At 57.7% G+C, this 24,150-nt stretch carries 23 protein-coding genes; 15 read left to right on the plus strand and 8 right to left on the minus strand.

What is annotated here, in order from left to right:
- Window positions 1–8: 8 nt before the first annotated feature.
- The 4 genes from frr to rpsB form a co-directional block, all read right to left on the minus strand.
- The gene (gene frr, locus AC3IX4_RS23115; RefSeq protein WP_489257677.1) at window positions 9–566 is read right to left on the minus strand and encodes a ribosome recycling factor; all 558 of its coding nucleotides are present in this window, start codon (window positions 564–566) and stop codon (window positions 9–11) included.
- Window positions 563–1,306, minus strand: a complete 744-nt coding sequence (gene pyrH, locus AC3IX4_RS23120; protein ID WP_099773716.1) for a UMP kinase — start codon at window positions 1,304–1,306, stop codon at window positions 563–565. Before pyrH ends, frr begins: the two co-directional genes overlap by 4 nt.
- A gap of 187 nt (window positions 1,307–1,493) precedes the next feature.
- Window positions 1,494–2,366, minus strand: coding sequence for a translation elongation factor Ts (gene tsf, locus AC3IX4_RS23125; protein WP_489257678.1), 873 nt, complete (start codon window positions 2,364–2,366; stop codon window positions 1,494–1,496).
- Window positions 2,367–2,557: 191 nt separating this feature from the next.
- The gene (rpsB, locus tag AC3IX4_RS23130) at window positions 2,558–3,295 is read right to left on the minus strand and encodes a 30S ribosomal protein S2 (protein ID WP_489257679.1); all 738 of its coding nucleotides are present in this window, start codon (window positions 3,293–3,295) and stop codon (window positions 2,558–2,560) included.
- A 366-nt stretch (window positions 3,296–3,661) separates the two neighbouring features.
- On the opposite strand from rpsB, the gene map reads away from it, so the two are divergent.
- From map to dapC, 3 genes are read left to right on the plus strand one after another with little or no spacing between them, the layout of a single operon-like run.
- On the plus strand, window positions 3,662–4,444 hold the full coding sequence (gene map / locus AC3IX4_RS23135; RefSeq protein WP_489257680.1) for a type I methionyl aminopeptidase: 783 nt from the start codon (window positions 3,662–3,664) through the stop codon (window positions 4,442–4,444).
- Between the two features lie 35 nt (window positions 4,445–4,479).
- Entirely contained in the window at window positions 4,480–7,182 is a 2,703-nt protein-coding gene (locus AC3IX4_RS23140; protein WP_489257681.1) for a [protein-PII] uridylyltransferase, read from the plus strand.
- A gap of 27 nt (window positions 7,183–7,209) precedes the next feature.
- On the plus strand, window positions 7,210–8,403 hold the full coding sequence (dapC, locus tag AC3IX4_RS23145) for a succinyldiaminopimelate transaminase (protein ID WP_489257682.1): 1,194 nt from the start codon (window positions 7,210–7,212) through the stop codon (window positions 8,401–8,403).
- Between the two features lie 46 nt (window positions 8,404–8,449).
- On the opposite strand, the gene AC3IX4_RS23150 is transcribed toward dapC, so the two are convergent.
- Complete coding sequence (locus AC3IX4_RS23150) at window positions 8,450–9,052, minus strand: peroxiredoxin (RefSeq protein WP_489257683.1); 603 nt, start codon at window positions 9,050–9,052, stop codon at window positions 8,450–8,452.
- Window positions 9,053–9,315: 263 nt separating this feature from the next.
- Here AC3IX4_RS23150 and AC3IX4_RS23155 point away from each other — a divergent pair, with 263 nt between their 5' ends.
- Window positions 9,316–9,534 (plus strand): bacterioferritin-associated ferredoxin, encoded by a 219-nt coding sequence (locus AC3IX4_RS23155; RefSeq protein WP_489257684.1) that lies wholly within the window; start codon window positions 9,316–9,318, stop codon window positions 9,532–9,534.
- 201 nt (window positions 9,535–9,735) lie between these two features.
- Window positions 9,736–10,209 carry a bacterioferritin gene (gene bfr / locus AC3IX4_RS23160; protein ID WP_489257685.1) on the plus strand — a complete coding sequence of 158 codons (474 nt, stop codon included), beginning with the start codon at window positions 9,736–9,738 and terminating at the stop codon, window positions 10,207–10,209.
- Window positions 10,210–10,275: 66 nt separating this feature from the next.
- Here bfr and grxD read toward each other — a convergent pair whose 3' ends face one another.
- Together grxD and AC3IX4_RS23170 are read right to left on the minus strand one after the other, a co-directional pair.
- Window positions 10,276–10,611: a Grx4 family monothiol glutaredoxin gene (grxD, locus tag AC3IX4_RS23165; protein ID WP_489257686.1), complete on the minus strand. Its 336-nt coding sequence runs from the start codon at window positions 10,609–10,611 to the stop codon at window positions 10,276–10,278.
- A 181-nt stretch (window positions 10,612–10,792) separates the two neighbouring features.
- Window positions 10,793–11,098 carry a hypothetical protein gene (locus tag AC3IX4_RS23170; protein ID WP_489257687.1) on the minus strand — a complete coding sequence of 102 codons (306 nt, stop codon included), beginning with the start codon at window positions 11,096–11,098 and terminating at the stop codon, window positions 10,793–10,795.
- A gap of 377 nt (window positions 11,099–11,475) precedes the next feature.
- On the opposite strand from AC3IX4_RS23170, the gene argF reads away from it, so the two are divergent.
- Window positions 11,476–12,396, plus strand: coding sequence for an ornithine carbamoyltransferase (gene argF, locus AC3IX4_RS23175; protein WP_489257688.1), 921 nt, complete (start codon window positions 11,476–11,478; stop codon window positions 12,394–12,396).
- Window positions 12,393–13,511 (plus strand): ABC transporter ATP-binding protein, encoded by a 1,119-nt coding sequence (locus AC3IX4_RS23180; RefSeq protein ID WP_489257689.1) that lies wholly within the window; start codon window positions 12,393–12,395, stop codon window positions 13,509–13,511. The genes argF and AC3IX4_RS23180 overlap by 4 nt, the downstream gene beginning before the upstream one ends.
- Window positions 13,512–13,560: 49 nt before the next feature.
- Here the strand turns inward: AC3IX4_RS23180 and ybaK are convergent, their stop codons facing one another.
- The gene (ybaK, locus tag AC3IX4_RS23185; protein WP_489257690.1) at window positions 13,561–14,031 is read right to left on the minus strand and encodes a Cys-tRNA(Pro) deacylase; all 471 of its coding nucleotides are present in this window, start codon (window positions 14,029–14,031) and stop codon (window positions 13,561–13,563) included.
- Between the two features lie 199 nt (window positions 14,032–14,230).
- Here ybaK and glpK point away from each other — a divergent pair, with 199 nt between their 5' ends.
- The 8 genes from glpK to AC3IX4_RS23225 all read left to right on the plus strand — a co-directional run bounded on the left by glpK (window position 14,231) and on the right by AC3IX4_RS23225 (window position 24,106).
- The gene (gene glpK / locus AC3IX4_RS23190; RefSeq protein WP_489257691.1) at window positions 14,231–15,733 is read left to right on the plus strand and encodes a glycerol kinase GlpK; all 1,503 of its coding nucleotides are present in this window, start codon (window positions 14,231–14,233) and stop codon (window positions 15,731–15,733) included.
- 92 nt (window positions 15,734–15,825) lie between these two features.
- Window positions 15,826–16,581: a DeoR family transcriptional regulator gene (locus tag AC3IX4_RS23195; RefSeq protein WP_489257692.1), complete on the plus strand. Its 756-nt coding sequence runs from the start codon at window positions 15,826–15,828 to the stop codon at window positions 16,579–16,581.
- A gap of 89 nt (window positions 16,582–16,670) precedes the next feature.
- Window positions 16,671–18,092, plus strand: coding sequence for an IS1182 family transposase (locus tag AC3IX4_RS23200; RefSeq protein WP_489261247.1), 1,422 nt, complete (start codon window positions 16,671–16,673; stop codon window positions 18,090–18,092).
- A gap of 768 nt (window positions 18,093–18,860) precedes the next feature.
- Entirely contained in the window at window positions 18,861–20,393 is a 1,533-nt protein-coding gene (gene glpD / locus AC3IX4_RS23205; RefSeq protein WP_489257693.1) for a glycerol-3-phosphate dehydrogenase, read from the plus strand.
- 566 nt (window positions 20,394–20,959) lie between these two features.
- Window positions 20,960–21,874 (plus strand): glutamate/aspartate ABC transporter substrate-binding protein, encoded by a 915-nt coding sequence (locus tag AC3IX4_RS23210; RefSeq protein ID WP_489257694.1) that lies wholly within the window; start codon window positions 20,960–20,962, stop codon window positions 21,872–21,874.
- Between the two features lie 89 nt (window positions 21,875–21,963).
- On the plus strand, window positions 21,964–22,710 hold the full coding sequence (locus AC3IX4_RS23215; protein WP_489257695.1) for an amino acid ABC transporter permease: 747 nt from the start codon (window positions 21,964–21,966) through the stop codon (window positions 22,708–22,710).
- On the plus strand, window positions 22,707–23,375 hold the full coding sequence (locus AC3IX4_RS23220) for an amino acid ABC transporter permease (RefSeq protein WP_489261344.1): 669 nt from the start codon (window positions 22,707–22,709) through the stop codon (window positions 23,373–23,375). Before AC3IX4_RS23215 ends, AC3IX4_RS23220 begins: the two co-directional genes overlap by 4 nt.
- A complete protein-coding gene (locus AC3IX4_RS23225) occupies window positions 23,372–24,106 on the plus strand; it encodes an amino acid ABC transporter ATP-binding protein (protein WP_489257696.1) in 735 nt (244 codons plus the stop codon). The genes AC3IX4_RS23220 and AC3IX4_RS23225 overlap by 4 nt, the downstream gene beginning before the upstream one ends.
- Window positions 24,107–24,150 lie beyond the last annotated feature (44 nt).

Raw genomic sequence — 24,150 nt, forward strand, 5'->3', positions numbered from 1 at the left:
TCCGACCCTTAAACGGCCATCAGGTCCGCTTCTTTTTGCTTCACGGCAACTTCGATCTCAGCGACAAACTTGTCAGTCAGCTTCTGGATTTCGTCAGCGGCACGACGCTCGTCGTCTTCGCTGATTTCCTTTTCCTTGACCAGGTCCTTGAATTGGCTCAAGGCGTCGCGACGAATGTTGCGCACGGCGATGCGAGCGTTTTCTGCTTCATCACGGGCCTGCTTGGTGAAGCCCCGGCGGGTTTCTTCAGTCAGGGCCGGCATGGAGATCAACAGCAGCTCACCCAGGTTGGTCGGGTTCAGGTTCAGGCCTGCACTACCGATGGCCTTGTCGACAGCGCCCAGCATGTTGCGCTCGAACGCGACAACTTGCAGGGTGCGAGCATCCTTGACAGTGATGTTAGCGACTTGCTTGATCGGCGTATCGGCGCCGTAGTAAGGCACCATCACACCTTCAAGAATGCTCGGGTGGGCCTGTCCGGTACGAATGCGGCCGAATGCATGAGCCAGAGACTCGAGCGACTTCTTCATGCGCTCTTGAGCGTCTTTCTTGATTTCGTTGATCATTCTTCGCCTTCCTCGATCAGAGTTCCTTCAGCGCCGCCCACTACGATGTTCAGCAGCGCACCTGGCTTGTTCATGTTAAACACCCGCAGCGGCATCTTGTGGTCGCGGCACAGGCAAATTGCAGTCAGGTCCATCACACCCAGCTTGCGATCCAGTACTTCATCGTACGTCAGGCGATCGAACTTCTCGGCATGCGGATCCTTGAATGGGTCGGCAGTGTACACACCATCGACCTTGGTCGCTTTCAATACCACGTCCGCGTCGATTTCAATCGCGCGCAGGCAAGCGGCCGAATCGGTGGTAAAGAAAGGATTGCCGGTACCGGCAGCGAAAATTACCACATCGCCGGAATTGAGGTGGCGAACACCTTTGCGGCGGTCGTAGTGATCTGTGACGCCGACCATGGAAATCGCCGACATGACGATCGCCGGGATGTTGGAGCGCTCCAGCGCATCGCGCATGGCCAGGGCATTCATGACGGTTGCCAGCATACCCATGTGGTCACCGGTAACGCGATCCATGCCCGCTGCACTCAAGGCAGCGCCACGGAACAGGTTGCCGCCGCCGATGACCAGACCTACCTGCACGCCGATGCCGACCAGCTGGCCAACTTCCAACGCCATGCGATCCAGTACTTTCGGATCGATCCCGAACTCTTCGGAACCCATCAGGGCCTCGCCGCTAAGTTTGAGCAAAATGCGTTTATAGCGAGGTTGACGACCACTCACCTGCTGAGCCATTGCGAATCTCTCCTGCGGCGTTTTAAAAATTCTGAGCCGGCTGCTTACAGCCTGGGCTAACTCTAGCTTGGCGCTGCGACAGCGCCACGGACGCGGGCCTCGTAAGCCCGAACGCATCCTTCACTTTGACAAAGAGGCTGCGCGCGTGAGCGGGCAGCCTCTTTGGGGCGACAGAGGTTAGTCCGTCTTATTGCTTGCTGGCGGCAGCCACTTGTGCGGCAACTTCTTCAGCGAAGTTGTCGACTGGCTTCTCGATGCCTTCACCGACCTTGAAGTAGGTGAACGAAACGATTTCAGCGCCAGCTTTCTTGGCCAGATCACCAACCTTGACTTCAGGGTTCTTGACGAACGCCTGCTCAACCAGGCTGGCTTCTGCCAGGAACTTGCTGATACGACCAGCCACCATCTTCTCGACGATCTCGGCTGGCTTACCCTTGATCTTGTCTTCGTTCAGGCTCATGAAGACGCCTTTTTCACGCTCGATCGCGTCGGCCGAAACTTCCGAAGGCAGCAGGAACTCAGGGTTGCTGGCAGCTACGTGCATAGCGATGTCTTTGGCCAGCTCAGCGTTGCCGCCTTTGAGAACAACCAGAACACCGATCTTGTTACCGTGCAGGTAACCGTCAACCACGTCACCTTCAACGCGAACCAGGCGACGGATGTTGACGTTTTCGCCAACCTTGGCAACCAGGGCTTCACGCGCTGGCTCTTGAGCGGCGATCAGCGGAGCTGCGTCGGTCAGCTTGTCAGCGAAAGCTTTTTCGAGGCTGGCAGCAACGAAGGACTTGAAGTCATCCTGCAGAGCCAGGAAGTCGGTCTGCGAGTTGACTTCCAGAATGACGGCGGACTTGCCATCTTCAGCGACTTTAACAGCGATAGCGCCTTCAGCAGCAACGTTGCCTGCTTTCTTGGCAGCCTTGATGGCGCCCGAAGCACGCATGTCATCAATGGCTTTCTCGATGTCGCCGCCAGCCTTGGTGAGGGCTTTCTTGCAGTCCATCATGCCTTCGCCGGTGCGCTCGCGCAGTTCTTTTACCAGCGCTGCAGTAATTTCTGCCATTTCAAAATTCCTCTTGGATAGGTTATCAACCATTCCACCCGATCGAACGGGCGTTCAATTCTTCCCAGACAAACCCTTGTTAGCTGCCGCACGTTACAAACAGAACCGTGGGCGCCGACAAAGGGTTTTCGAGGTGGCAAAAAGGGGGCCAAGCCCCCTTTTTGCTTACTGAGTCAACGACAGGTCGTCAATTACTCAGCTGCAGCTACCGGAGCTTCTTCAACGAAAACTTCAGTTGCGCCAGCACCACCGTTGCGACCACGGATAACAGCGTCAGCCATCGAACCCATGTACAGCTGGATAGCGCGAATGGCGTCATCGTTGCCTGGGATGATGTAGTCAACGCCTTCCGGGCTGCTGTTGGTATCGACAACGCCGATGACCGGGATGCCCAGCTTGTTGGCTTCGGTGATCGCGATGCGCTCGTGATCAACGTCGATTACGAACAGTGCGTCAGGCAGACCGCCCATGTCCTTGATACCACCCAGGCTGCGATCCAGTTTTTCCAGATCACGGGTGCGCATCAGGGCTTCTTTCTTGGTCAGCTTGGCAAAGGTGCCATCTTCGGCCTGAGTTTCCAGGTCGCGCAGACGCTTGATCGAAGCACGGATGGTTTTGAAGTTGGTCAGCATGCCGCCCAACCAGCGGTGGTCGACGTACGGCGAACCGCAACGTGCTGCTTCTTCAGCAACGATCTTGCCAGCGGAACGCTTGGTGCCGACGAACAGGATCTTGTTTTTGCCCTGGGCCAGGCGCTCTACGAAGGTCAGCGCTTCGTTGAACATTGGCAGGGTTTTTTCAAGGTTGATGATGTGAATCTTGTTACGCGCGCCGAAAATGTACTTGCCCATTTTCGGGTTCCAGTAACGGGTCTGGTGGCCGAAGTGCACACCGGCCTTCAGCATATCGCGCATATTGACTTGGGACATGATAGTTCCTTGATAAGTCGGGTTAGGCCTCCACGCATCCCAATGACCCACCGACAGCTCAATGGCTGAAGGCACCCAGGTCATCGTGCCGATGCATGTGCGGGTTAGTGCTCACCGGGTCGACCCGGAAAGCGGCGCATTTTATATCACAGAACCGAGCACAACGAAACCCGAAATCTCAGGCAGCCCCCAGGGTTTTGCGCACGGCCAGGTTTCGCGCCAGAATGAACCCAGTCCTGCTCCTGATCCGAGCCCACTACTCCCTATAAAGGCAGCGACTGCGCCGCGCCGCCAGAATCGGCCGTGCGTCTGTTAGAATTGCGCCTTTCCGTGTTTACCCGCGCCGTCGGCGCCGAGAGAGCCTGTATGACCGTCACTATCAAAACCCCCGAAGACATCGAAAAGATGCGCATTGCCGGCCGCCTGGCAGCCGAGGTGCTGGAAATGATCGGGGAACATGTCAAGCCCGGCGTCACCACTGAGGAGCTGGACCGCATTTGCCATGATTATATCGTCAATGTGCAACAGGCCATCCCTGCGCCGCTGAACTACAAGGGCTTCCCCAAGTCGATCTGCACCTCGATCAACCACGTGGTCTGCCATGGCATTCCCAATGAGAAGCCCCTGAAAAATGGCGATGTGGTGAACATCGACATTACCGTCATCAAGGATGGCTACCACGGCGACACCAGCAAAATGTTCCACGTCGGCACCGTGCCCGAGTGGGCCGTACGCCTGTCGAAAGTCACCCAGGAGTGCATGTACAAGGGTATTGAGGTCGTGCGCCCCGGCGCTCGCCTGGGCGATATCGGCGAAGTGATCCAGAAGCATGCCGAGAAGAATGGTTTCTCGGTGGTTCGCGAATATTGCGGCCACGGCATTGGCAAGGTATTTCATGAAGAGCCGCAAGTGCTGCACTACGGCCGGGCCGGCACCGGTCTTGAGCTCAAGGAAGGCATGACCTTCACCATTGAGCCGATGATCAACCAGGGCAAGGCCGATACCCGCCTGCTCGGCGACGGCTGGACGGCGATCACCAAGGATCGCAAATTGTCCGCCCAGTACGAGCACACCATTCTGGTAACCGCCGACGGCTACGAGATCTTCACGTTGCGCAGCGATGACACCATCGCCCGCATCTCGGCCTGAATGCTCTTGTTCATTTAGTTAAGGAAGGCGACGCGATGCCGCAGGTGGATCCAGATTTGTTCGACCGGGGTCAATTCCAGGCCGAACTGGCCTTGAAAGCCAGCCCCATCGCCGCCTTCAAGAAGGCCATCCGTCAGGCCCGCGAGGTGCTCGACAATCGCTTTCGCAGCGGCCGGGATATCCGTCGCCTGATCGAGGACCGCGCCTGGTTCGTCGACAACATCTTGCAACAGGCCTGGAATCACTTCGACTGGAGTGAAGAGGCAGATATCGCGCTGGTGGCCGTGGGCGGCTATGGCCGGGGTGAGCTGCACCCCTACTCCGACATTGACTTGCTGATACTGCTCGACAGTGCCGACCATGAAGTCTTTCGCGACTCCATCGAGCGCTTTCTAACCCTTTTGTGGGACATCGGCCTGGAGGTTGGCCAGAGCGTACGGTCGGTGGATGAATGCGCAGAGTTGGCCCGTGGCGACCTGACCATCATCACCAACCTGATGGAAAGTCGCACCATCGCCGGCCCCGAAAGCCTGCGCCTGCGCATGCTTGAGGTCACCAGCACCCAGCACATGTGGCCGAGCAAGGAGTTCTTCCTGGCCAAGCGCGCCGAACAGAAAACCCGCCACCACAAATACAACGACACCGAATACAACCTGGAACCCAACGTCAAGGGCTCCCCCGGCGGCCTGCGCGATATCCAGACCATCCTCTGGGTTGCCCGCCGCCAATACGGCACGCTTAACCTGCACGCCCTGGCCGGCGAAGGGTTTCTGCTGGAAAGCGAAAACGCGCTGCTCGCCGCCTCCCAGGAGTTTCTCTGGAAGGTTCGCTATGCCTTGCACATGCTGGCGGGGCGGGCCGAAGACCGTTTGCTGTTCGACCACCAACGCAGCATCGCCGCCTTGCTGGGCTACCAGGACGACAACGCCAAACGCGCCATCGAACGCTTCATGCAGCAGTATTACCGGGTGGTCATGAGCATCGCCGAGCTGAGCGACCTGATCATCCAGCATTTCGAAGAGCTGATCCTGGCCGATGACACCAGCAGCAGCACCGAGGCGTTGAACTCACGCTTCCAGCTGCACGATGGCTACATCGAAGCCACGCATCCGAAAGTGTTCAAACGCACCCCCTTCGCCATGCTGGAGATCTTCGTGCTGATGGCCCAGCACCCCGAGATCAAGGGCGTGCGCGCCGACACCATCCGCCTGCTGCGTGAACACCGCCATCTGATCGACGACGAGTTTCGCAACGATATTCGCAACACCAGCCTGTTTATCGAGCTATTCAAGTGCGAGATCGGCATTCACCGAAATCTACGGCGCATGAACCGCTACGGCATCCTGGGCCTCTACCTGCCGGAATTTGGTCATATCATCGGCCAGATGCAGCACGACCTGTTCCACATCTACACCGTCGATGCGCACACGCTCAACCTCATCAAGCACTTGCGCAAGCTTCAATACACACCGGTTTCCGAGAAATTCCCACTGGCCAGCAAACTGATGGGAAAACTACCCAAGCCGGAGCTGATCTACCTGGCGGGGCTGTATCACGACATCGGCAAAGGTCGCCAGGGCGATCATTCGGAGCTCGGCGCAGTCGATGCCGAAGCCTTTTGCCGTCGTCATCAATTGCCCCAATGGGACAGCCGCCTGATTGTCTGGCTAGTGCAAAACCACCTGGTGATGTCCACCACGGCCCAGCGCAAGGACCTCTCCGACCCACAGGTCATCCACGACTTCGCCAACCTGATGGATAACCAGACGCGACTCGATTATCTCTACGTGCTGACGGTCGCCGACATCAACGCGACCAACCCCAGCCTGTGGAATTCCTGGCGAGCCAGCCTGTTGCGCCAGCTCTATACCGAAACCAAGCGCGCCTTGCGCCGTGGCCTGGAGAACCCGCTGGACCGCGAAGAACAGATTCGCCAGACCCAGAACGCGGCCCTGGACATTCTGGTGCGCAGCGGTACCGATCCAGACGACGTCGAGCAACTCTGGTCGCAGCTCGGTGACGACTATTTCCTGCGCCACACCGCTGGCGATGTGGCCTGGCACAGTGACGCCATCTTGCAGCAACCTGCAGACGGCGGACCGCTGGTACTGATCAAGGAAACCACCCAACGCGAATTCGAGGGTGGCACTCAAATCTTTATCTATGCACCCGACCAGCACGATTTCTTTGCCGTGACCGTAGCGGCCATGGACCAGCTCAACCTGAATATCCATGACGCCCGCATCATCACCTCCAGCAGCCAGTTCACCCTTGACACCTATATCGTGCTCGACAACGATGGCGGCTCTATTGGCGACAACCCGGCGCGCATCAAGGAAATCCGCGATGGCCTGACCGAGGCCCTGCGCAACCCCGACGACTACCCCACCATCATCCAGCGTCGAGTGCCGCGCCAGCTCAAGCACTTCGCCTTCGCCCCACAGGTGACGATCCACAACGATGCCCAGCGCCAGGTCACGATCCTGGAGCTGAGCGCACCGGATCGCCCAGGCCTGCTGGCCCGCATTGGCAAGATTTTCCTGGAGTACGACCTGTCGTTGCAGAACGCCAAGATCGCCACCCTGGGCGAGCGCGTAGAAGACGTGTTTTTCATTACCGACGCTCACAACCAACCACTTTCAGATCCGCAGCTGTGCAGCCAGCTGCAGGATGCCATTATCGATCAACTGAGCGTTAATCAGACCAACAGCATCGAACTGAGCCGCCTGTCCATCTAGTTTGATCATCCGCGAGACCCGACCCGAATGAACAATGCTTTGACCCAGCTTCAGCCCTACCCGTTCGAGAAACTGCGCGCACTGCTCGGCACCGTGACACCTGCCGCCGACAAGCGTGCCATTGCGCTGTCGATCGGTGAGCCCAAGCACCGCTCGCCAAGCTTTGTCGCCGAAGCGCTGTCGGCCAACCTTGAACAGATGGCGGTGTATCCGACCACACTGGGTATCCCGGCCCTGCGCGAAGCCATCGCCAACTGGTGCGAGCGTCGCTTCAATGTACCGGCCGGCTGGATTGACCCGGCTCGTCATGTGCTGCCGGTCAATGGCACCCGCGAGGCGCTGTTCTCATTTACCCAGGCAGTGGTCAATCGCAGCGACGATGCCTTGGTCGTGAGCCCCAACCCGTTTTACCAGATCTACGAAGGCGCAGCCCTGCTGGCCGGCGCTCAGCCGCACTACTTGCCTTGCCTGGACGAAAACGGCTTCAACCCGGATTTCGACGCTGTTTCGGCCGATGTCTGGGAACGTTGCCAGATTCTTTTCCTGTGCTCGCCGGGCAACCCAACGGGCGCGCTGATTCCACTGGAAACACTGAAGAAGCTGATTGCCCTGGCAGACCAGTACGACTTCGTGATCGCCGCGGACGAGTGCTATAGCGAGCTGTACTTCGACGAGCAGACCCCGCCACCCGGCCTGCTGAGCGCCTGCGCGGCCCTGGGCCGCAGCGACTTCAAGCGTTGCGTGGTGTTCCATAGCCTGTCCAAGCGCTCCAACTTGCCAGGCCTGCGTTCAGGCTTCGTGGCCGGCGATGCCGACATCCTCAAGGGCTTTCTGCTGTATCGCACCTACCACGGCTGCGCCATGCCGGTACAAACCCAATTGGCCAGCATTGCGGCCTGGAATGACGAAATCCATGTGCGCGCCAACCGCACCCTGTATCGCGAGAAGTTCAACGCCGTGCTCGAGATTCTGGCACCGGTGCTGGACGTACAGAAGCCCGACGGTGGTTTCTACCTGTGGGCCAAAGTGCCCATGGACGACGCGCAATTCTGCCGCGACCTGTTCGAACAGCAGCATGTGACGGTAGTGCCGGGCTCGTACCTGTCACGCGAAGTGGATGGCGTCAACCCAGGAGCCGGGCGCGTGCGCATGGCACTGGTTGCCCCGCTGGCCGAGTGTGTCGAAGCCGCCGAGCGGATCCGCGACTTCTTCAAAAAATGACAAAAAAAACCGGCCATCACGGCCGGTTTTTTTATGCGCTTGGCAATTACAGCTTGCCAGCGTTCTCGCTCAGGTAAGCAGCAACGCCTTCTGGCGAAGCGGTCATGCCCTTGTCGCCTTTTTTCCAGTTGGCAGGGCAGACTTCGCCGTGCTCTTCGTGGAATTGCAGTGCGTCGACCAGGCGCAGCAGCTCGTCCATGTTACGACCCAGTGGCAGGTCGTTGACGATTTGCGAACGCACGACACCGTTGGTGTCGATCAGGAAAGCGCCACGGAAAGCTACGCCGCCCTCGGACTCAACGTCGTAGGCCTTGCAGATCGCGTGGTTGATGTCGGCAGCCAGGGTGTACTTGACTGGGCCGATACCACCATCATTGATCGGGGTGTTGCGCCAGGCGTTGTGAGTGAAGTGCGAATCGATGGAGACACCGATCACTTCAACGTTACGCGCCGTGAACTCAGGAATGCGGTGGTCCAGAGCGATCAGCTCGGACGGGCATACAAAGGTGAAGTCCAGCGGGTAGAAGAACACCAAGCCAAATTTGCCTTTGATAGCATCGGACAGTTTGAAGCTGTCTACGATTTCGCCATTGCCAAGCACGGCAGCGACGTCGAAGTCCGGGGCTTTTTTGCCAACGAGCACGCTCATTCGTAATCTCCTGATGTGTTTTTGAATGCAATACACGACTTGCCATGACGGCCTGCACGGTATCGCACGAATCGACCATCATACACGGCGATTGCGACAACTCCGAATTTGAAGATCCGAACCGACAAACCGCACGCGCCTCCCCCCTCACCTGTCCGCGACCAGCCGCTCTAGATCAGGCCTTAGAGAAGTTGTTTTGACAAGCATTCTCATTACCATTACTCTTCTTCGCATTGAGCACTTAACCACGATGGTCCTCACTTATGTATGTATGTCTCTGCGTAGGCGTCACCGACGGTCAGATCCGCGAAGCCATCTATGAAGGCTGCTGTAGCTACCGTGAAGTTCGCGAGGTCACCAATGTTGGCACTCAATGCGGAAAATGCGCCTGCCTCGCCAAGCAGGTGGTACGTGAAACCCTGACCAAATTGCAGGTCAGCCAGGCCACCCTGCCCTATCCCGCAGAATTTACTGCCGCCTGATTTACCCTCTTTTGAAGAGCCGGACCTTGAGTCCGGTTTTTTTATGCCTGTAATTCAAGAAGTTAGCGTCCAGATGCAGAACTCAAACATTCTTATTCCGATTAATTTTTACTTATTATTCAATAACTTAGGTTTGACAGTAATAGTTGCGAGGCTCAAACTTCTAAGTATCGGCACATAACATCAGGGCAGGACCCCACCATGAAAGGCGACATTAGCGTCATCCAGCATCTCAACAAGATCCTCGGAAACGAGCTGGTCGCAATCAACCAGTACTTCCTCCATGCGCGGATGTACGAGGACTGGGGCCTGAACAAACTCGGCAAGCACGAGTACAAGGAATCCATCGATGAGATGAAACACGCTGACAAACTGATCAAGCGTATTTTGTTTCTCGAAGGCCTGCCGAACGTTCAGGACCTGGGCAAGCTACTGATTGGCGAGCACACCCGCGAAATGCTCGAGTGCGACCTGAAGATCGAACAAACCGGCGTCGTCGACCTCAAGGCCGCGATCGCCCACTGCGAAACCGTTGGCGACTTCGGCAGCCGTGAATTGCTCGAAGATATCCTCCAATCCGAGGAAGAGCACATCGACTGGCTGGAAACCCAACTGAGCCTGATCGACAAGGTCGGCATGGAAAACTACCTGCAGACGCAGATGGGCGAAGAGTAACGTTCCCCGCCCACAAAAAAGCCCCGCCTCTTTGCAGAGCGCGGGGCTTTTTCGTTCAAGGCCGAATCAAGCCTTGGCAGCTTCAGCCTTGGCGGCGGCGTCCTTGATCAGGGTCTGCAGCGAACCATCGGCGGCCATTTCAATCATGATGTCGCTGCCGCCGACCAACTCGCCGCCGACCCACAGCTGTGGGAAGGTTGGCCAGTTGGCGTACTTTGGCAGGTTGGCGCGAATTTCCGGGTTCTGCAGGATGTCCACGTAGGCAAACTTTTCGCCGCAACCCATGACAGCCTGAGCTGCCTTTGCCGAAAAGCCGCACTGCGGAGCATTTGGCGAGCCTTTCATGTAAAGCAGAACGGTGTTGTTTGCGATCTGCTCTTTAATCGTTTCGATGATATCCATGGAACACCTCAGCTGGAACTTTGCGGCTTGCTCGCCGGTACGGTGGCGCATTGTATCGGAATCCCGAGCGTAGTGCTCGGCCTTGCCCCAATGCCAGGGTAGGCGCCGGCTTTAGCCGCGATAAGGGCGCCGCGGTTCACCAGATGTACCGCGGCGCCCTTATCGCGGCTAAAGCCGGCTCCTACAGGCATCTGTTCAAGCCTGGGACAGTTGGGGGAGCAGGCAGTAACTGGATTTCGTCGACGGTCTGGACTTGCTCCTGTGCAATCGGGATACCGGTCAGCTCACCAATCAGCCGCCAATGCTCGTCCAAGCCGGTACTGATGGTCGCCATGCGATCGATCATGCGCTTGCCCGCATGACGGGTGATTTCATCGTCACTGCGCAGCAGCTCGAAACACATGGCGGTCATCGACGCCGTCAGGTGTGTCAGGGTTCGAGCGGTGATACCCAACAGTTCCATCAGTTGCTGCTCTTTGACATCCATTGCAAAGGCTCCACGGACTTGAATGCTCTTTATAGCGCAGGCATAGGGGTGCGCAATGCGGCCTGCCCTTGTGCAAGGCATAATGATATCGTCTGGTCGACAAACGGCATTCAAGCCGATGAGAGGTGCCGTCATTTGCAATGCCTGACGGGCTCGGTGTACAACTGTCGTTTGGCTTGGCAGGTATTGAGCCTGGCGCTGACACATTCAGTTGCCGCCATACCGTCAGCCCCTATTGGTAAGACGCGACATTTAATTATAAGATCGCGCCTTCCCCTATTCGTCGCCCCGTGCGGCTTACGCCGCAGGTCTCCCACGTTTTCCCGTAAAAACCTGGTTTCGAGCATCTGCGGTCTGTTGCAAAAAGGTAGTCAATGATGAGCGCAAGGCACTTTCTCTCCCTGATGGATTGCACGCCAGACGAGTTGGTCAGTGTGATTCGTCGAGGCATCGAGCTGAAGGACCTGCGTAACCGCGGCGTACTCTTCGAACCTCTGAAAAACCGTGTGCTGGGCATGATCTTCGAGAAATCCTCGACACGTACCCGCCTGTCGTTCGAGGCTGGCATGATCCAGCTCGGTGGCCAGGCCATTTTCCTATCGCCGCGCGATACCCAGCTGGGCCGTGGCGAGCCGATTGGCGACTGCGCCATCGTGATGTCGCGCATGCTCGATGCGGTGATGATCCGTACCTTTGCGCACAGCACCCTGACCGAGTTTGCGGCCAACTCCCGGGTCCCGGTGATCAATGGCCTGTCCGATGACCTGCACCCCTGCCAGTTGCTGGCCGACATGCAGACCTACCTGGAGCACCGTGGCTCGATCCAGGGCAAGACCGTGGCCTGGATCGGTGATGGCAATAACATGTGCAACACCTATATAGAAGCCGCCATCCAGTTCGACTTCCAGTTGCGTATCGCCTGCCCGCAAGGCTATGAGCCCAACCCTGAGTTCATCGCGTTGGCCGGTGACCGGGTGAAAATTTTCCGTGATCCAAAAGATGCAGTCGCCGGCGCCCACCTGGTGAGCACCGATGTCTGGACTTCCATGGGTCAGGAAGAGGAAACTGCACGCCGCCTGGCGCTGTTTGCGCCGTATCAGGTCAACTGTGCGCTGCTGGATCTGGCGGCCGACGATGTCCTGTTCATGCATTGCCTACCAGCCCATCGTGGCGAGGAAATCAGCATGGACCTGCTCGATGACCCGCGCTCGGTTGCCTGGGACCAGGCAGAAAACCGCCTGCATGCGCAGAAAGCGCTGCTTGAATTCCTTGTTGAACCGGCCTATCACCACGCATGAGTCAACCTTTACTGCTTAATCTGCGAAACCTGGCCTGTGGGTACCAAGGCCAGCGTGTCGTCCAAAACCTCAATCTGCACCTGAACGCCGGTGACATTGGCTGCCTGCTGGGCTCCTCGGGTTGTGGCAAGACCACCACCCTGCGGGCCATTGCAGGCTTCGAGCCGATCCATGAAGGCGAGATCCAGCTGGCAGGTGAGGTCATTTCCAAGGCCGGGTTTACGCTGGCCCCGGAAAAACGCCGGATCGGCATGGTGTTTCAGGACTACGCCCTGTTTCCACACTTGACCGTGGCGCAAAATATCGCGTTCGGCATTCGCAAGCATCCCCAGCAAACCCGCGTGATTGCCGAGATGCTCGAACTGGTCAATCTGGCCGGCCTTGGCGAGCGTTTCCCTCATGAGCTCTCGGGCGGCCAGCAACAACGCGTCGCCCTGGCCCGCGCCCTGGCACCAGAACCACAACTGCTGCTGCTCGATGAGCCCTTCTCCAACCTTGACGTTGAACTGCGTCGGCGCCTAAGCCACGAAGTGCGCGACATCCTCAAGAACCGCGGCACCAGCGCCATCCTGGTCACTCATGATCAGGAAGAAGCCTTTGCTGTCAGCGACCATGTGGGCGTGTTCAACCAAGGTCGGCTGGAGCAGTGGGATACCCCGTTCAATCTCTACCACGAGCCACTGACGCCCTTTGTTGCAAGCTTCATTGGCCAGGGCTATTTCATCCGCGGGCAGATGCTCAGCCATGACGCGGTACAAACTGAATTGGGCGAGTTGCGTGGCAACCGGGCTTATACCTGGGCACACGGCAGCGCCGTAGATGTCTTGCTGCGCCCTGACGACATCGTGTATGCCCCGCAAAGTGCCTTGAAGGCTCGTATCGTCGGCAAAAGCTTCCAGGGCGCCTCAACGCTATATCGCCTGCAATTGGCGACCGGCACCCAGCTGGAAGCTATCTTCCCAAGCCATATCGATCACGCACCGGGGAGTGAAGTTGGCATCAAGGTCGCGGCTGATCACCTGGTGCTGTTCCAGGCGCCCGGCAGTGTGGCTGTAGGAGCAGACGGTTCGGCGCTCCGACTTGCTCGCGATGGCGTCACCGCCGTAGCCGGATAGACCGCGGTGATGCCATCGCGACGGTTCGGCGCCCCGACAAGCTTGGCTCCTACGGCCGGCCGATATCCGCAAACTTCGCGCTGGTGTGCTCGGCCAGCACTGCGGCCGATAACTCTACCTCCAGCCCCCGGCGGCCAGCACTGACAAAAATGGTCGGTTGTGGCTGGGCCGTCTGGTCGATAAAAGTGCGCAGGCGCTTTTTCTGACCCAGCGGGCTGATCCCCCCCAACAAATATCCGGTCGCCCGCTGGGCAGCCGCGGGATCTGCCATTTCGCATTTTTTTACACCTGCCGCCTGGGCCAGGCCTTTCAAGTCGAGCGTACCGGCTACTGGAACTACAGCCACCAGCAATTCGTGTTTCTCGCTGCTGGCAAGCAGGGTCTTGAACACTTGGGCAGGGTCCAATCCCAGTTTTTCGGCCGCTTCAAGGCCATAAGAAGCGGCCTTGGGATCATGTTCGTAACTATGGATACGATGTTCGGCGCGAACCTTCTTCAACAAATCCAACGCGGGGGTCATTGCGGGGCTCCAAAGCGATAGGGAGATTCAGCAGGACATTACTGTAGGGGATTCTGCCCAGTTGAGGTGAGGCAACCACTTCCTGATTTCGGTTTTTGCGCCAATCATAGAGGCATGCTTGAGAGCCGTGTTGTATCGCGGGGTAATCACCCGCAACCTGTCTCCCTGACCACACCTATTCAAGTGCAAGGCCACCGATATGACAGACACTCAGAACAAGCTCTACATCATTGCCCTGGACCAGGGCACTACCAGTTCGCGAGCCATCATTTTCGATCGTGACGCCAACGTGGTCAGCACGGCCCAGCGCGAGTTCGCCCAGCATTATCCGCAAGCAGGCTGGGTCGAACACGACCCGATGGAAATCTTCGCCACCCAGAGCGCGACCATGGTCGAAGCCCTGGCCCAGGCCGGCATCAGCCATGATCAGGTCGCCGCCATCGGCATCACCAACCAGCGTGAAACGACGGTAGTGTGGGACAAGACCACCGGGCGCCCCCTCTATAACGCCATCGTCTGGCAATGCCGGCGCAGCACCGAGATCTGTGAACAACTCAAGCGTGACGGCCTGCAGGAGTACATCCGCGAAACCACAGGCCTGGTCACCGATCCGTACTTCTCCGGCACCAAGCTCAAGTGGATCCTGGACAACGTCGAAGGCAGCCGCGAGCGTGCACGTCGAGGCGAGTTGCTGTTCGGCACCGTCGACAGCTGGCTGATCTGGAAATTTTCCGGCGGCAAAATCCACGTCACCGACTACACCAACGCCTCGCGCACCCTGCTTTTCAATATCCATACCTTGCAATGGGATGAAACGATGCTGCAGGTGCTGGATATTCCTCGGGAAATGCTGCCAGAAGTGCGCTCCTCTTGCGAAGTCTATGGCCATACCAAAAGCGGTATCGCCATTGCCGGTATTGCCGGTGACCAACAAGCAGCGTTGTTCGGGCAAATGTGCGTCGAACCTGGCCAGGCGAAGAACACTTATGGCACCGGCTGCTTCCTGCTGATGAACACCGGGACCAAGGCGGTGACGTCGAGCCACGGCATGCTGACCACTATCGCCTGTGGCCCGCGTGGCGAAGTGGCCTATGCGCTGGAAGGCGCTGTGTTCAACGGTGGCTCCACCGTGCAATGGCTGCGCGACGAGCTCAAGATCATCAAAGACGCCCATGACACCGAGTACATTGCCAGCAAGGTAAAAGACAGCAACGGCGTTTATCTGGTGCCGGCCTTTACCGGGTTGGGTGCGCCTTACTGGGACCCTTATGCCCGTGGCGCACTGTTCGGCCTGACCCGCGGGGTCAAGGTCGACCACATCATCCGCGCCACGCTGGAGTCGATTGCCTACCAGACACGCGATGTCCTCGATGCCATGCAGCAAGACTGCGGCGAGCGCCTGAGTGCATTGCGGGTAGATGGCGGTGCGGTGGCCAACAATTTCCTGATGCAGTTCCAGGCCGACATCCTCGGTACCCGGGTCGAGCGCCCGCAAATGCGCGAAACCACGGCCCTGGGTGCGGCCTACCTGGCAGGCCTGGCCTGCGGCTTCTGGGCCAGCCTGGATGAGTTGCGTGGCAAGGCCGTCATCGAGCGCGAGTTCACCCCGCAACTGGACGACGCCCAGAAAGAAAAGCTCTACGCCGGCTGGCTCAAGGCGGTAGACCGCACTCGCGATTGGGAGCCCCACGAAGCGCATTGAGTGTGGGCCGCCCCTGACGGGGCAATGGGTAGCCGTCAGGGGAGTCATGCGGCATCATGGGCGAATTTTGCACGGCAGCCTAAGGAAAGCCCATGAACCTGCCTCCTCGTCAGCAGCAAATTCTCGATCTGGTCCGTGAGCGCGGCTATGTCAGCATCGAAGAAATGGCCCAGCTGTTCGTGGTGACCCCACAGACTATTCGCCGCGATATCAATCAGCTGGCCGAACTGAACCTGCTGCGTCGCTATCACGGCGGCGCCGCCTATGACTCGAGCATCGAGAACACGGCGTACACCATGCGTGCCGATCAGATGCGCGATGAGAAACAACGTATCGCCGAAGCCATTGCCGGGATGATCCCTGATCATGCCTCGCTGTTTATCAATATCGGGACGACCACCGAATCCATCGCCCGCGCCCTGCTCAATCACAATCACCTGAAAATCATCACCAATAACCTGCATGTGGCATCGATCCTCAGCGGCAAGGATGATTTCGAGGTGCAACTGGCGGGCGGTAATGTTCGTCGTGATGGAGGCGTGGTGGGCCAGGCCAGTGTCGATTTCATCAATCAATTCAAAGTTGATTTCGCGCTGGTGGGCATCAGTGGTATCGATGAGGACGGCAGCCTGCTGGATTTCGACTACCAAGAGGTCCGAGTATCCCAAGCGATCATCGCCAATGCCCGGCAAGTCATTCTGGCCGCTGATTCAAGCAAATTCGGACGCAATGCCATGGTACGCCTGGGGCCGATCAGCCTGATCGATTGTCTGGTGACCGATCAAGCGCCGGTGCCGGCACTGACACAGCTGTTGACCCAACACAAAATCCGCCTCGAGGTCGTGTAGGAGCCAGCCTTGCAGACTGTGTGAAAACCTAGCAATTTTCGCAGCGATTCAAGAAAATGCCTCGTATTGAAAACACGGGGCATTTTTCAGTGGCGTACATTCAAGGCGAAGCGCGGCACCAGACCAGTCTCTTTCCGACTTCCCTGGAAGATCTGATACCTGAAGATCATCTCGTGCGCGTGATTGACGCCTATGTCGCCAGGCTGGATCTAGTGCAACTGGGCTTCGGTAAAGCGATTCCCAAGAGCACAGGTCGCCCTTCCTACGATCCTGCTGATCAGCTCAAACTGTACTTCTACGGTTATTTCTACCGGATTAGATCCTCACGCCGGCTTGAAGCCGAGTGCCAGCGTAACGTCGAAGTTATGTGGCTGATCAATCGACTCAAGCCTGACTTCAAGACCATTGCCGATTTTCGCCGCGACAACAAAGCAGCCTTCGTTAAAACGTGTCGAGCCTTTGTCCAGTTTTGCCGCAAGGCCGGCTTGATTGCGGGTAATTTGGTGGCCATTGATGGCAGTAAATTCCAGGCGGTAGCCTCTGCACGGCGTCATTTAAGCCTCAAGCAACTCAAACTGCAGGAAGAAAAGCTGGACAAGCGCATTGGCGAGTATCTGGCACAGCTGGATGAGGCCGATAAGTCTGAAGACAGCGAAACAATTGACCCCAGCGCTATCAAAACAGCGCTGGCTCGACTTGAAGACAAGCAATCAAACAACCGGGCTCGCCAAGCGTTGCTGAAGTCCAAGGGGCTAGAACAGTTCAACACCCACGAAAGTGATGCCCGCATGATGCGCACTGCCAAGGGCTCGCAGGTTGCTTACAACGTGCAAACGGCGGTGGACGCCGAGCACTGCCTGATCTTGCACCATGAAGTGACTCAGGATGGCGAGGACAGGCGCCAATTAGAGCCGATGGCCAAGGAAGCCAAAGAGCTGTTGCAACAGCCTGAGCTAACGGTGACTGCCGATGGTGGTTACTCCAATGGCAAGCAATTCCAGGCGTGTGAAGACGCGAGCATCACCGCTTATGTCCCGCCCAGCCGCTCAAAAAACTCCAGCAAAAAGGGTCAGGATTTTTTTGAGCGAAGCGCTTTTACTTACGACCAAGAGCAAGACCACTACACGTGTCCTGCGGGTCAATTGCTGATATTTAAACAGTTGCACAACGATGGCCGGGTCTATAAGGCCGTCAGCGATTGCACATCGTGCGCGTTAAAAGGGCAATGCACCGACGCTAGGCGTCGATACCTCTCGCGCCATGCTCACGAAGATGCTTTTGAGCGAATGGCGCAGCGAATGCAGGCGCATCCCGAGATGATGGTCAGCCGAAGATCGATTGTTGAACACCCTTTTGGCAACCTCAAACAATGGCTATTTGGTAATGGCCGTTTCTTGTTGCGACAACTTGAGGGTGCGCGAGCGGAAATGGCGCTTGCGATAACCGCTTACAACCTTAAAAGAGCAATTAACGTGCTCGGGGTACGCCAAATGATGGCGCTAATGGACTGAAAGGTCTTTTTTCGTCCATATTTTCGATTCAAGCAAACACCCCGAACAGGTCGGGGCGCTTGCTTGAATCGATGGCCGCGGGTTTTCACACGGTCTGCTTGGCTGCGATGAACGCACCGCGGTGTGCCTGATGCACCGCGGTGCGTTCATCGCGGCATAGGTATCTACACATCTTTTGGTGTACTGCATTTCGTAGCAGTGGACGAGTAGAACGAGGCCACGTCCGGCTGCGCAGCAGTCGTAAAACCTGGCACTTCAGTATTCAGATACACCGCGAGTACAGGCTTTGCGAGGACTACGTCCCCGGACCTGGCCTCGCTGAACTCGTCTACTGCTACGAATGTAGCCGCTGACGAGGTACGAGGCTGCGATCGGCAGCGAAGCGGCCGTAAAACCTGAGACCGTAATCCATCAGGCACACCGAAGGGCCTGAATTTACGACGGCTTCGCCGCCGATCGCAGCCTCGTACCTCGGCAGCGGCTACAAGAGCCGCGCTGCCCCAGAATTGTGTAGATACCTATGCTGCGATGAGCACACCGCGGTGCATCAGGCAAACCGCGGTGCATTCATCGCGGCTAAAGGCTAGGCGCCCCCGCCGCTCCTACATGGCTGCAAAACATGTTCGATTATTTACATTTACCTTCCTGATCAGCAACACTTTCAATCAACCATAACTGGAAAGACCTCCATCATTGCGCTAAAATTTTCGAAAGTGAACATTAATGTTCGGTTTTAGTTTTCGATAGTGCATCGCGAGAGGCCATCCAATGCCCCATTCAACGATCCCACCCCTGGCTGAAGTCTATGACCTGGCCGTTATCGGCGGCGGCATCAATGGCGTTGGGATTGCAGCAGATGCGGCTGGGCGCGGCCTGTCGGTGTTCCTTTGCGAAAAGGACGACTTGGCCAGCCACACCTCATCGGCCAGCAGCAAGCTGATCCACGGCGGCCTGCGCTATCTGGAGCATTACGAGTTTCGTTTGGTGCGCGAAGCACTGGCTGAGCGTGAAGTCTTGCTGGCCAAGGCGCCGCATATCGTCAAGCCCATACGTTTCGTGCTGCCACACCGCCCTCACCTGCGCCCGGCCTGGATAATCCGCGCCGGCCTGTTTCTTTATGACCACCTGGGCAAGCGCGAAAAACTGGCCGCTTCGCGCAATGTGCGTTTCGATGCCAACAGCCCGCTCAAGTCCACTATCGTGCGCGGTTTCGAATACTCAGATTGTGCCGTCGACGACGCCCGTCTAGTCGTGCTTAATGCCATGGCGGCGCGAGAACAAGGCGCGCACATTCATACCCTGACTCGCTGCGTCAATGCTCGGCGGATCAAAGGCCTCTGGCATGTTCACCTGGAGCGCACCGACGGCAGCCTGTACTCGATTCGTGCCAAAGCCCTGGTGAACGCTGCGGGTCCCTGGGTCGCCACCTTCATCCGCGACGACCTGAAACTTGACTCCCCCTATGGCATTCGCTTGATTCAGGGCAGCCACCTGATCGTGCCGAAACTCTATGACGGTGACCACGCCTACATTCTGCAAAACGAAGATCAGCGTATCGTTTTCGCAATCCCCTACCTTGAGCGGTTTACCCTGATCGGCACCACCGACCGTGAATACCAAGGCGACCCCGCGAAAGTTGCGATCAGCGAAGCAGAAACCGACTACTTGCTCAATGTCGTCAATGCACACTTCAAAAAGCAGATGGGCCACGGTGACATCCTCCACACCTATGCGGGAGTACGGCCTCTGTGCAACGACGAGTCCGACAACCCTTCGGCCATCACTCGTGACTACACCCTGTCGCTGTCTGTAGTCGCCGGCGAAGCGCCCTTGTTGTCGGTGTTCGGGGGCAAGCTGACGACCTATCGCAAATTGGCGGAATCTGCCATGTCGCAGTTGGCGCCCTTCTTCCCGAACCTCAAAGGCAGCTGGACGGCCAACGCGCCATTACCCGGTGGCGAGGACATGAGCACACCGTCGGCCTTGAGCGACGCCTTGCTGGCACGCTGTGGCTGGCTGCCTGGCGAAGTGGCCAAGCGCTGGGCGCTGACCTACGGCAGTCGCAGCTGGCGCCTGCTTGAGGGTGTGCAAGGGCCGGAAGACTTGGGCCCATTGATCGGTGCCGGGCTTTACACTCGCGAAGTTGACTATCTCTGCTCTGAAGAGTGGGCAGTCACGGCTGAAGACATCCTCTGGCGGCGAACCAAACTGGGCCTGCTCACCACGCCGGTGGAACAGCAATGCCTGCGCGATTACCTCGATCAGTTCCACGCCAACAAGGCGAAGACCCAGGCAGCCTGATCTGCGCAACTGCGGTGCCTGTAGGAGCCAGCCTTGCAGGCTGTGTGAAAACTCAAAATTTGGTTGATTTAGGGGGTACTTGACCCCCTCCCGACTAGTCGATCGTCGCGTGTACGCGATTACAGGAGGTCGTTTTTTGAGTGGGTCGACTTTTGTCGGAGTTTTCACACAGCCTGCTTGGCTGCGATGAACGCACCGCGGTACCTGTAGGAGCCAGCCTTGCCGGAGTGCCGGACCACTGCGATGACCACGCCGCGGTACATCAGGCAAACCGCGGCGCATTCATCGCAGTGGTCCGGCACTCCGGTAAACCCGGCTCCTACACATTCGGTTTTCCGAACATGGTGTTTTGAGTCATTCGGCAATCCGGACAAAAACGATTCATAAATTATTCTTAAAAATTAAATATTCTTTAATAATCAACAAGTTGACTACTTTTCACCTGAGTGGCACGAGTCATGCTCTACACTCTCCTACGAATGCGCAATTCGATTACCTGGCGCATTCGCTGAACGAAAGGGCCACTCTGAGGCTCAATAAAAAAAACAAAGGTCGAGGACAATTTGATGCGCATCGTTCCCCATCTGTTGGGCGCAGCCATTGCTGCCGCTCTGATTTCTACTCCGGTTTTCGCCGCCGAACTGACTGGCACCCTCAAGAAGATCAAAGAGTCCGGCACCATTACCCTGGGGCACCGTGACGCTTCCATCCCGTTTTCCTACATCGCTGATGGCTCGGGCAAACCGGTCGGCTATTCCCACGACATCCAGCTGAAAGTTGTCGAGGCCCTGAAAAAGGACCTGGGCATGCCGGACCTGAAGGTCAAGTACAACCTGGTCACCTCCCAGACCCGTATCCCGCTGGTGCAAAACGGCACCGTCGACCTGGAATGCGGCTCGACCACCAACAACGCCGAACGCCAACAGCAAGTAGACTTTTCAGTCGGCATCTTCGAGATCGGCACCCGTCTGCTGGCCAAGAAAGACTCGCCCTACAAGGACTTCGCTGATCTGGCCGGCAAAAACGTCGTGACCACCGCGGGCACCACGTCCGAGCGCATTCTCAAGTCGATGAATGCAGACAAGCAGATGAAAATGAACGTCATCTCGGCCAAGGACCATGGCGAATCCTTCCAGATGCTCGAAACCGGCCGCGCCGTGGCCTTCATGATGGATGACGCCTTGCTCGCCGGTGAAATGGCCAAGGCCAAGCAGCCACAGGCCTGGGCCGTGACCGGTACACCTCAGTCCTATGAGATCTACGGTTGCATGGTCCGCAAGGGTGATGCGCCGTTCAAGAAAGCGGTCGACGACGCCATTGTCGCCACCTACAAATCGGGCGAGATCAACACGATCTACAACAAATGGTTCCAGTCCCCTATCCCGCCTAAAGGCCTGAACCTGATGTTCCCGATGAGCGCCGAGCTCAAGGCACTCATTGCCACCCCCACCGACAAACCTGCTGCTGAAAAAAAGTCCTGACTTCAGACTAACCTTTCTCTCGAGAGTGCCGCGCGCTCTCGAGGGCTAGAAGGTGCCCGTAAATCAAACGAATCTGAGGGGAGACCCTGATGAATTACAACTGGGACTGGGGCGTGTTCTTGAAGTCCACGGGCGTGGGCAACGAGACCTATCTGGACTGGTACATCACCGGGCTGGGGTGGACCATCGGCATCGCCATCGCCGCCTGGATCATTGCCTTGTTGCTGGGCTCGGTGCTCGGCGTGATGCGCACGGTTCCGAACCGCTGGGTATCCGGCATTGCTACCGTGTATGTGGAAGTCTTTCGTAACGTACCGCTGCTGGTGCAGCTGTTTATCTGGTACTTCCTGGTACCCGACCTGCTGCCCGAGAACCTGCAAGAATGGTACAAGCAGGACCTCAACCCGACCACCTCGGCATTTCTGAGCGTGGTGGTCTGCCTGGGCCTGTTCACCGCAGCCCGCGTGTGCGAGCAAGTGCGCACCGGCATCCAGGCGCTGCCCCGTGGCCAGGAGTCGGCCGCTCGCGCCATGGGCTTCAGACTGCCGCAGGTCTACTGGAACGTACTGCTGCCGCAAGCCTACCGGATCATCATTCCGCCACTCACCTCCGAATTCCTGAACGTGTTCAAGAACTCTTCGGTAGCGTCGCTGATCGGCCTGATGGAGCTACTGGCCCAGACCAAACAGACGGCCGAGTTTTCCGCCAACCTGTTCGAAGCCTTCACGTTGGCGACCCTTATCTACTTCACCCTGAACATGGGCCTGATGTTGCTGATGCGCATGATCGAGAAGAAAGTCGCCGTGCCGGGCCTTATCTCCGTGGGGGGTAAATAATGGACTTCAGTGGAATCATCCCAGCCATCCCAGGCCTGTGGAACGGCATGATCATGACCCTTCAGCTCATGGTACTGGGGGTTATCGGCGGTATCGTGCTGGGCACTATCCTGGCACTGATGCGGCTGTCGTCAAGCAAGCTGCTGGCCAACATCGCCGGCACCTACGTGAACTACTTTCGCTCCATCCCGCTGCTGCTGGTGATCACCTGGTTCTACCTGGCGGTGCCGTTCGTGCTGCGCTGGATCACCGGTGAAGACACCCCGGTCGGGGCATTTACCTCGTGCCTGGTGGCGTTCATGATGTTCGAGGCGGCGTATTTCTGCGAAATCGTCCGCGCCGGTGTGCAATCGATCTCCAAGGGCCAGATGGGCGCCGCCCAGGCACTGGGCATGAACTACAGCCAGACGATGCGCCTGATCATCCTGCCCCAGGCCTTTCGCAAGATGACTCCGCTGCTGCTGCAGCAGAGCATCATCCTGTTTCAGGACACCTCGCTGGTCTACACCGTGGGCCTCGTGGACTTCCTGAACTCGGCCCGCGCCAGCGGCGACATCATCGGACGCTCCAACGAGTTCCTGATTTTTGCCGGTGTCGTCTACTTCGCCATCAGCTTCTGCGCCTCCCTCTTGGTCAAGCGCCTGCATAAAAGGTTAGCCGTATGATTTCTATCAAGAACGTCAACAAGTGGTACGGAGACTTCCAGGTGCTGACCGACTGCACCACCGAAGTCAAAAAAGGTGAAGTGGTGGTGGTCTGCGGGCCGTCAGGCTCGGGCAAATCGACCCTGATCAAGTGCGTCAATGCCTTGGAACCCTTCCAGAAGGGCGACGTGATCGTCGACGGCACCTCTATTGCCGACCCGAAGACCAATCTGCCCAAATTGCGCTCTCGCGTGGGCATGGTGTTCCAGCACTTCGAGCTGTTCCCGCACCTGACCATTACCGAAAACCTGACCATCGCGCAGATCAAGGTATTGGGTCGCAGCAAGGAAGAAGCCACCAAGAAAGGGCTGCAACTGCTTGAGCGGGTGGGCCTGAGCGCTCACGCGCACAAACATCCAGGGCAGCTTTCCGGTGGCCAGCAACAACGCGTGGCCATTGCCCGCGCACTGTCGATGGACCCCATCGTCATGCTGTTCGACGAACCCACCTCCGCGCTGGACCCGGAAATGGTCAACGAAGTGCTCGACGTGATGGTGCAACTGGCCCACGAAGGCATGACCATGATGTGTGTGACCCACGAAATGGGCTTCGCCCGCAAGGTCGCCAACCGGGTGATCTTCATGGACCAGGGAAAAATCGTCGAGGACTGCGAGAAAGAAGAGTTCTTCGGCGACGTCAGCGCCCGCTCTGATCGTGCCCAGCACTTCTTGAACAAAATCCTGCAGCACTAAGCCCGCTTGCCCGTGCCCAGCAAAAGATGGGCACGGGCAACTGG

This window comes from Pseudomonas sp. KH_021 (genome assembly GCF_057838865.1).

Coding starts and splice junctions, on each gene's coding strand:
- AC3IX4_RS23195 (WP_489257692.1), top strand. CDS start 15,826: ATGAACCTGCCTCCTCGTCAGCAGCAAATTCTCGATCTGGTCCGTGAG.
- tsf (WP_489257678.1), bottom strand. CDS start 2,366: ATGGCAGAAATTACTGCAGCGCTGGTAAAAGAACTGCGCGAGCGCACC.
- rpsB (WP_489257679.1), bottom strand. CDS start 3,295: ATGTCCCAAGTCAATATGCGCGATATGCTGAAGGCCGGTGTGCACTTC.
- AC3IX4_RS23225 (WP_489257696.1), top strand. CDS start 23,372: ATGATTTCTATCAAGAACGTCAACAAGTGGTACGGAGACTTCCAGGTG.
- glpD (WP_489257693.1), top strand. CDS start 18,861: ATGCCCCATTCAACGATCCCACCCCTGGCTGAAGTCTATGACCTGGCC.
- pyrH (WP_099773716.1), bottom strand. CDS start 1,306: ATGGCTCAGCAGGTGAGTGGTCGTCAACCTCGCTATAAACGCATTTTG.
- AC3IX4_RS23210 (WP_489257694.1), top strand. CDS start 20,960: ATGCGCATCGTTCCCCATCTGTTGGGCGCAGCCATTGCTGCCGCTCTG.
- AC3IX4_RS23170 (WP_489257687.1), bottom strand. CDS start 11,098: ATGGATGTCAAAGAGCAGCAACTGATGGAACTGTTGGGTATCACCGCT.
- grxD (WP_489257686.1), bottom strand. CDS start 10,611: ATGGATATCATCGAAACGATTAAAGAGCAGATCGCAAACAACACCGTT.
- AC3IX4_RS23150 (WP_489257683.1), bottom strand. CDS start 9,052: ATGAGCGTGCTCGTTGGCAAAAAAGCCCCGGACTTCGACGTCGCTGCC.
- ybaK (WP_489257690.1), bottom strand. CDS start 14,031: ATGACCCCCGCGTTGGATTTGTTGAAGAAGGTTCGCGCCGAACATCGT.
- bfr (WP_489257685.1), top strand. CDS start 9,736: ATGAAAGGCGACATTAGCGTCATCCAGCATCTCAACAAGATCCTCGGA.
- map (WP_489257680.1), top strand. CDS start 3,662: ATGACCGTCACTATCAAAACCCCCGAAGACATCGAAAAGATGCGCATT.
- glpK (WP_489257691.1), top strand. CDS start 14,231: ATGACAGACACTCAGAACAAGCTCTACATCATTGCCCTGGACCAGGGC.
- AC3IX4_RS23155 (WP_489257684.1), top strand. CDS start 9,316: ATGTATGTATGTCTCTGCGTAGGCGTCACCGACGGTCAGATCCGCGAA.
- dapC (WP_489257682.1), top strand. CDS start 7,210: ATGAACAATGCTTTGACCCAGCTTCAGCCCTACCCGTTCGAGAAACTG.
- AC3IX4_RS23215 (WP_489257695.1), top strand. CDS start 21,964: ATGAATTACAACTGGGACTGGGGCGTGTTCTTGAAGTCCACGGGCGTG.
- frr (WP_489257677.1), bottom strand. CDS start 566: ATGATCAACGAAATCAAGAAAGACGCTCAAGAGCGCATGAAGAAGTCG.
- AC3IX4_RS23140 (WP_489257681.1), top strand. CDS start 4,480: ATGCCGCAGGTGGATCCAGATTTGTTCGACCGGGGTCAATTCCAGGCC.
- argF (WP_489257688.1), top strand. CDS start 11,476: ATGAGCGCAAGGCACTTTCTCTCCCTGATGGATTGCACGCCAGACGAG.
- AC3IX4_RS23180 (WP_489257689.1), top strand. CDS start 12,393: ATGAGTCAACCTTTACTGCTTAATCTGCGAAACCTGGCCTGTGGGTAC.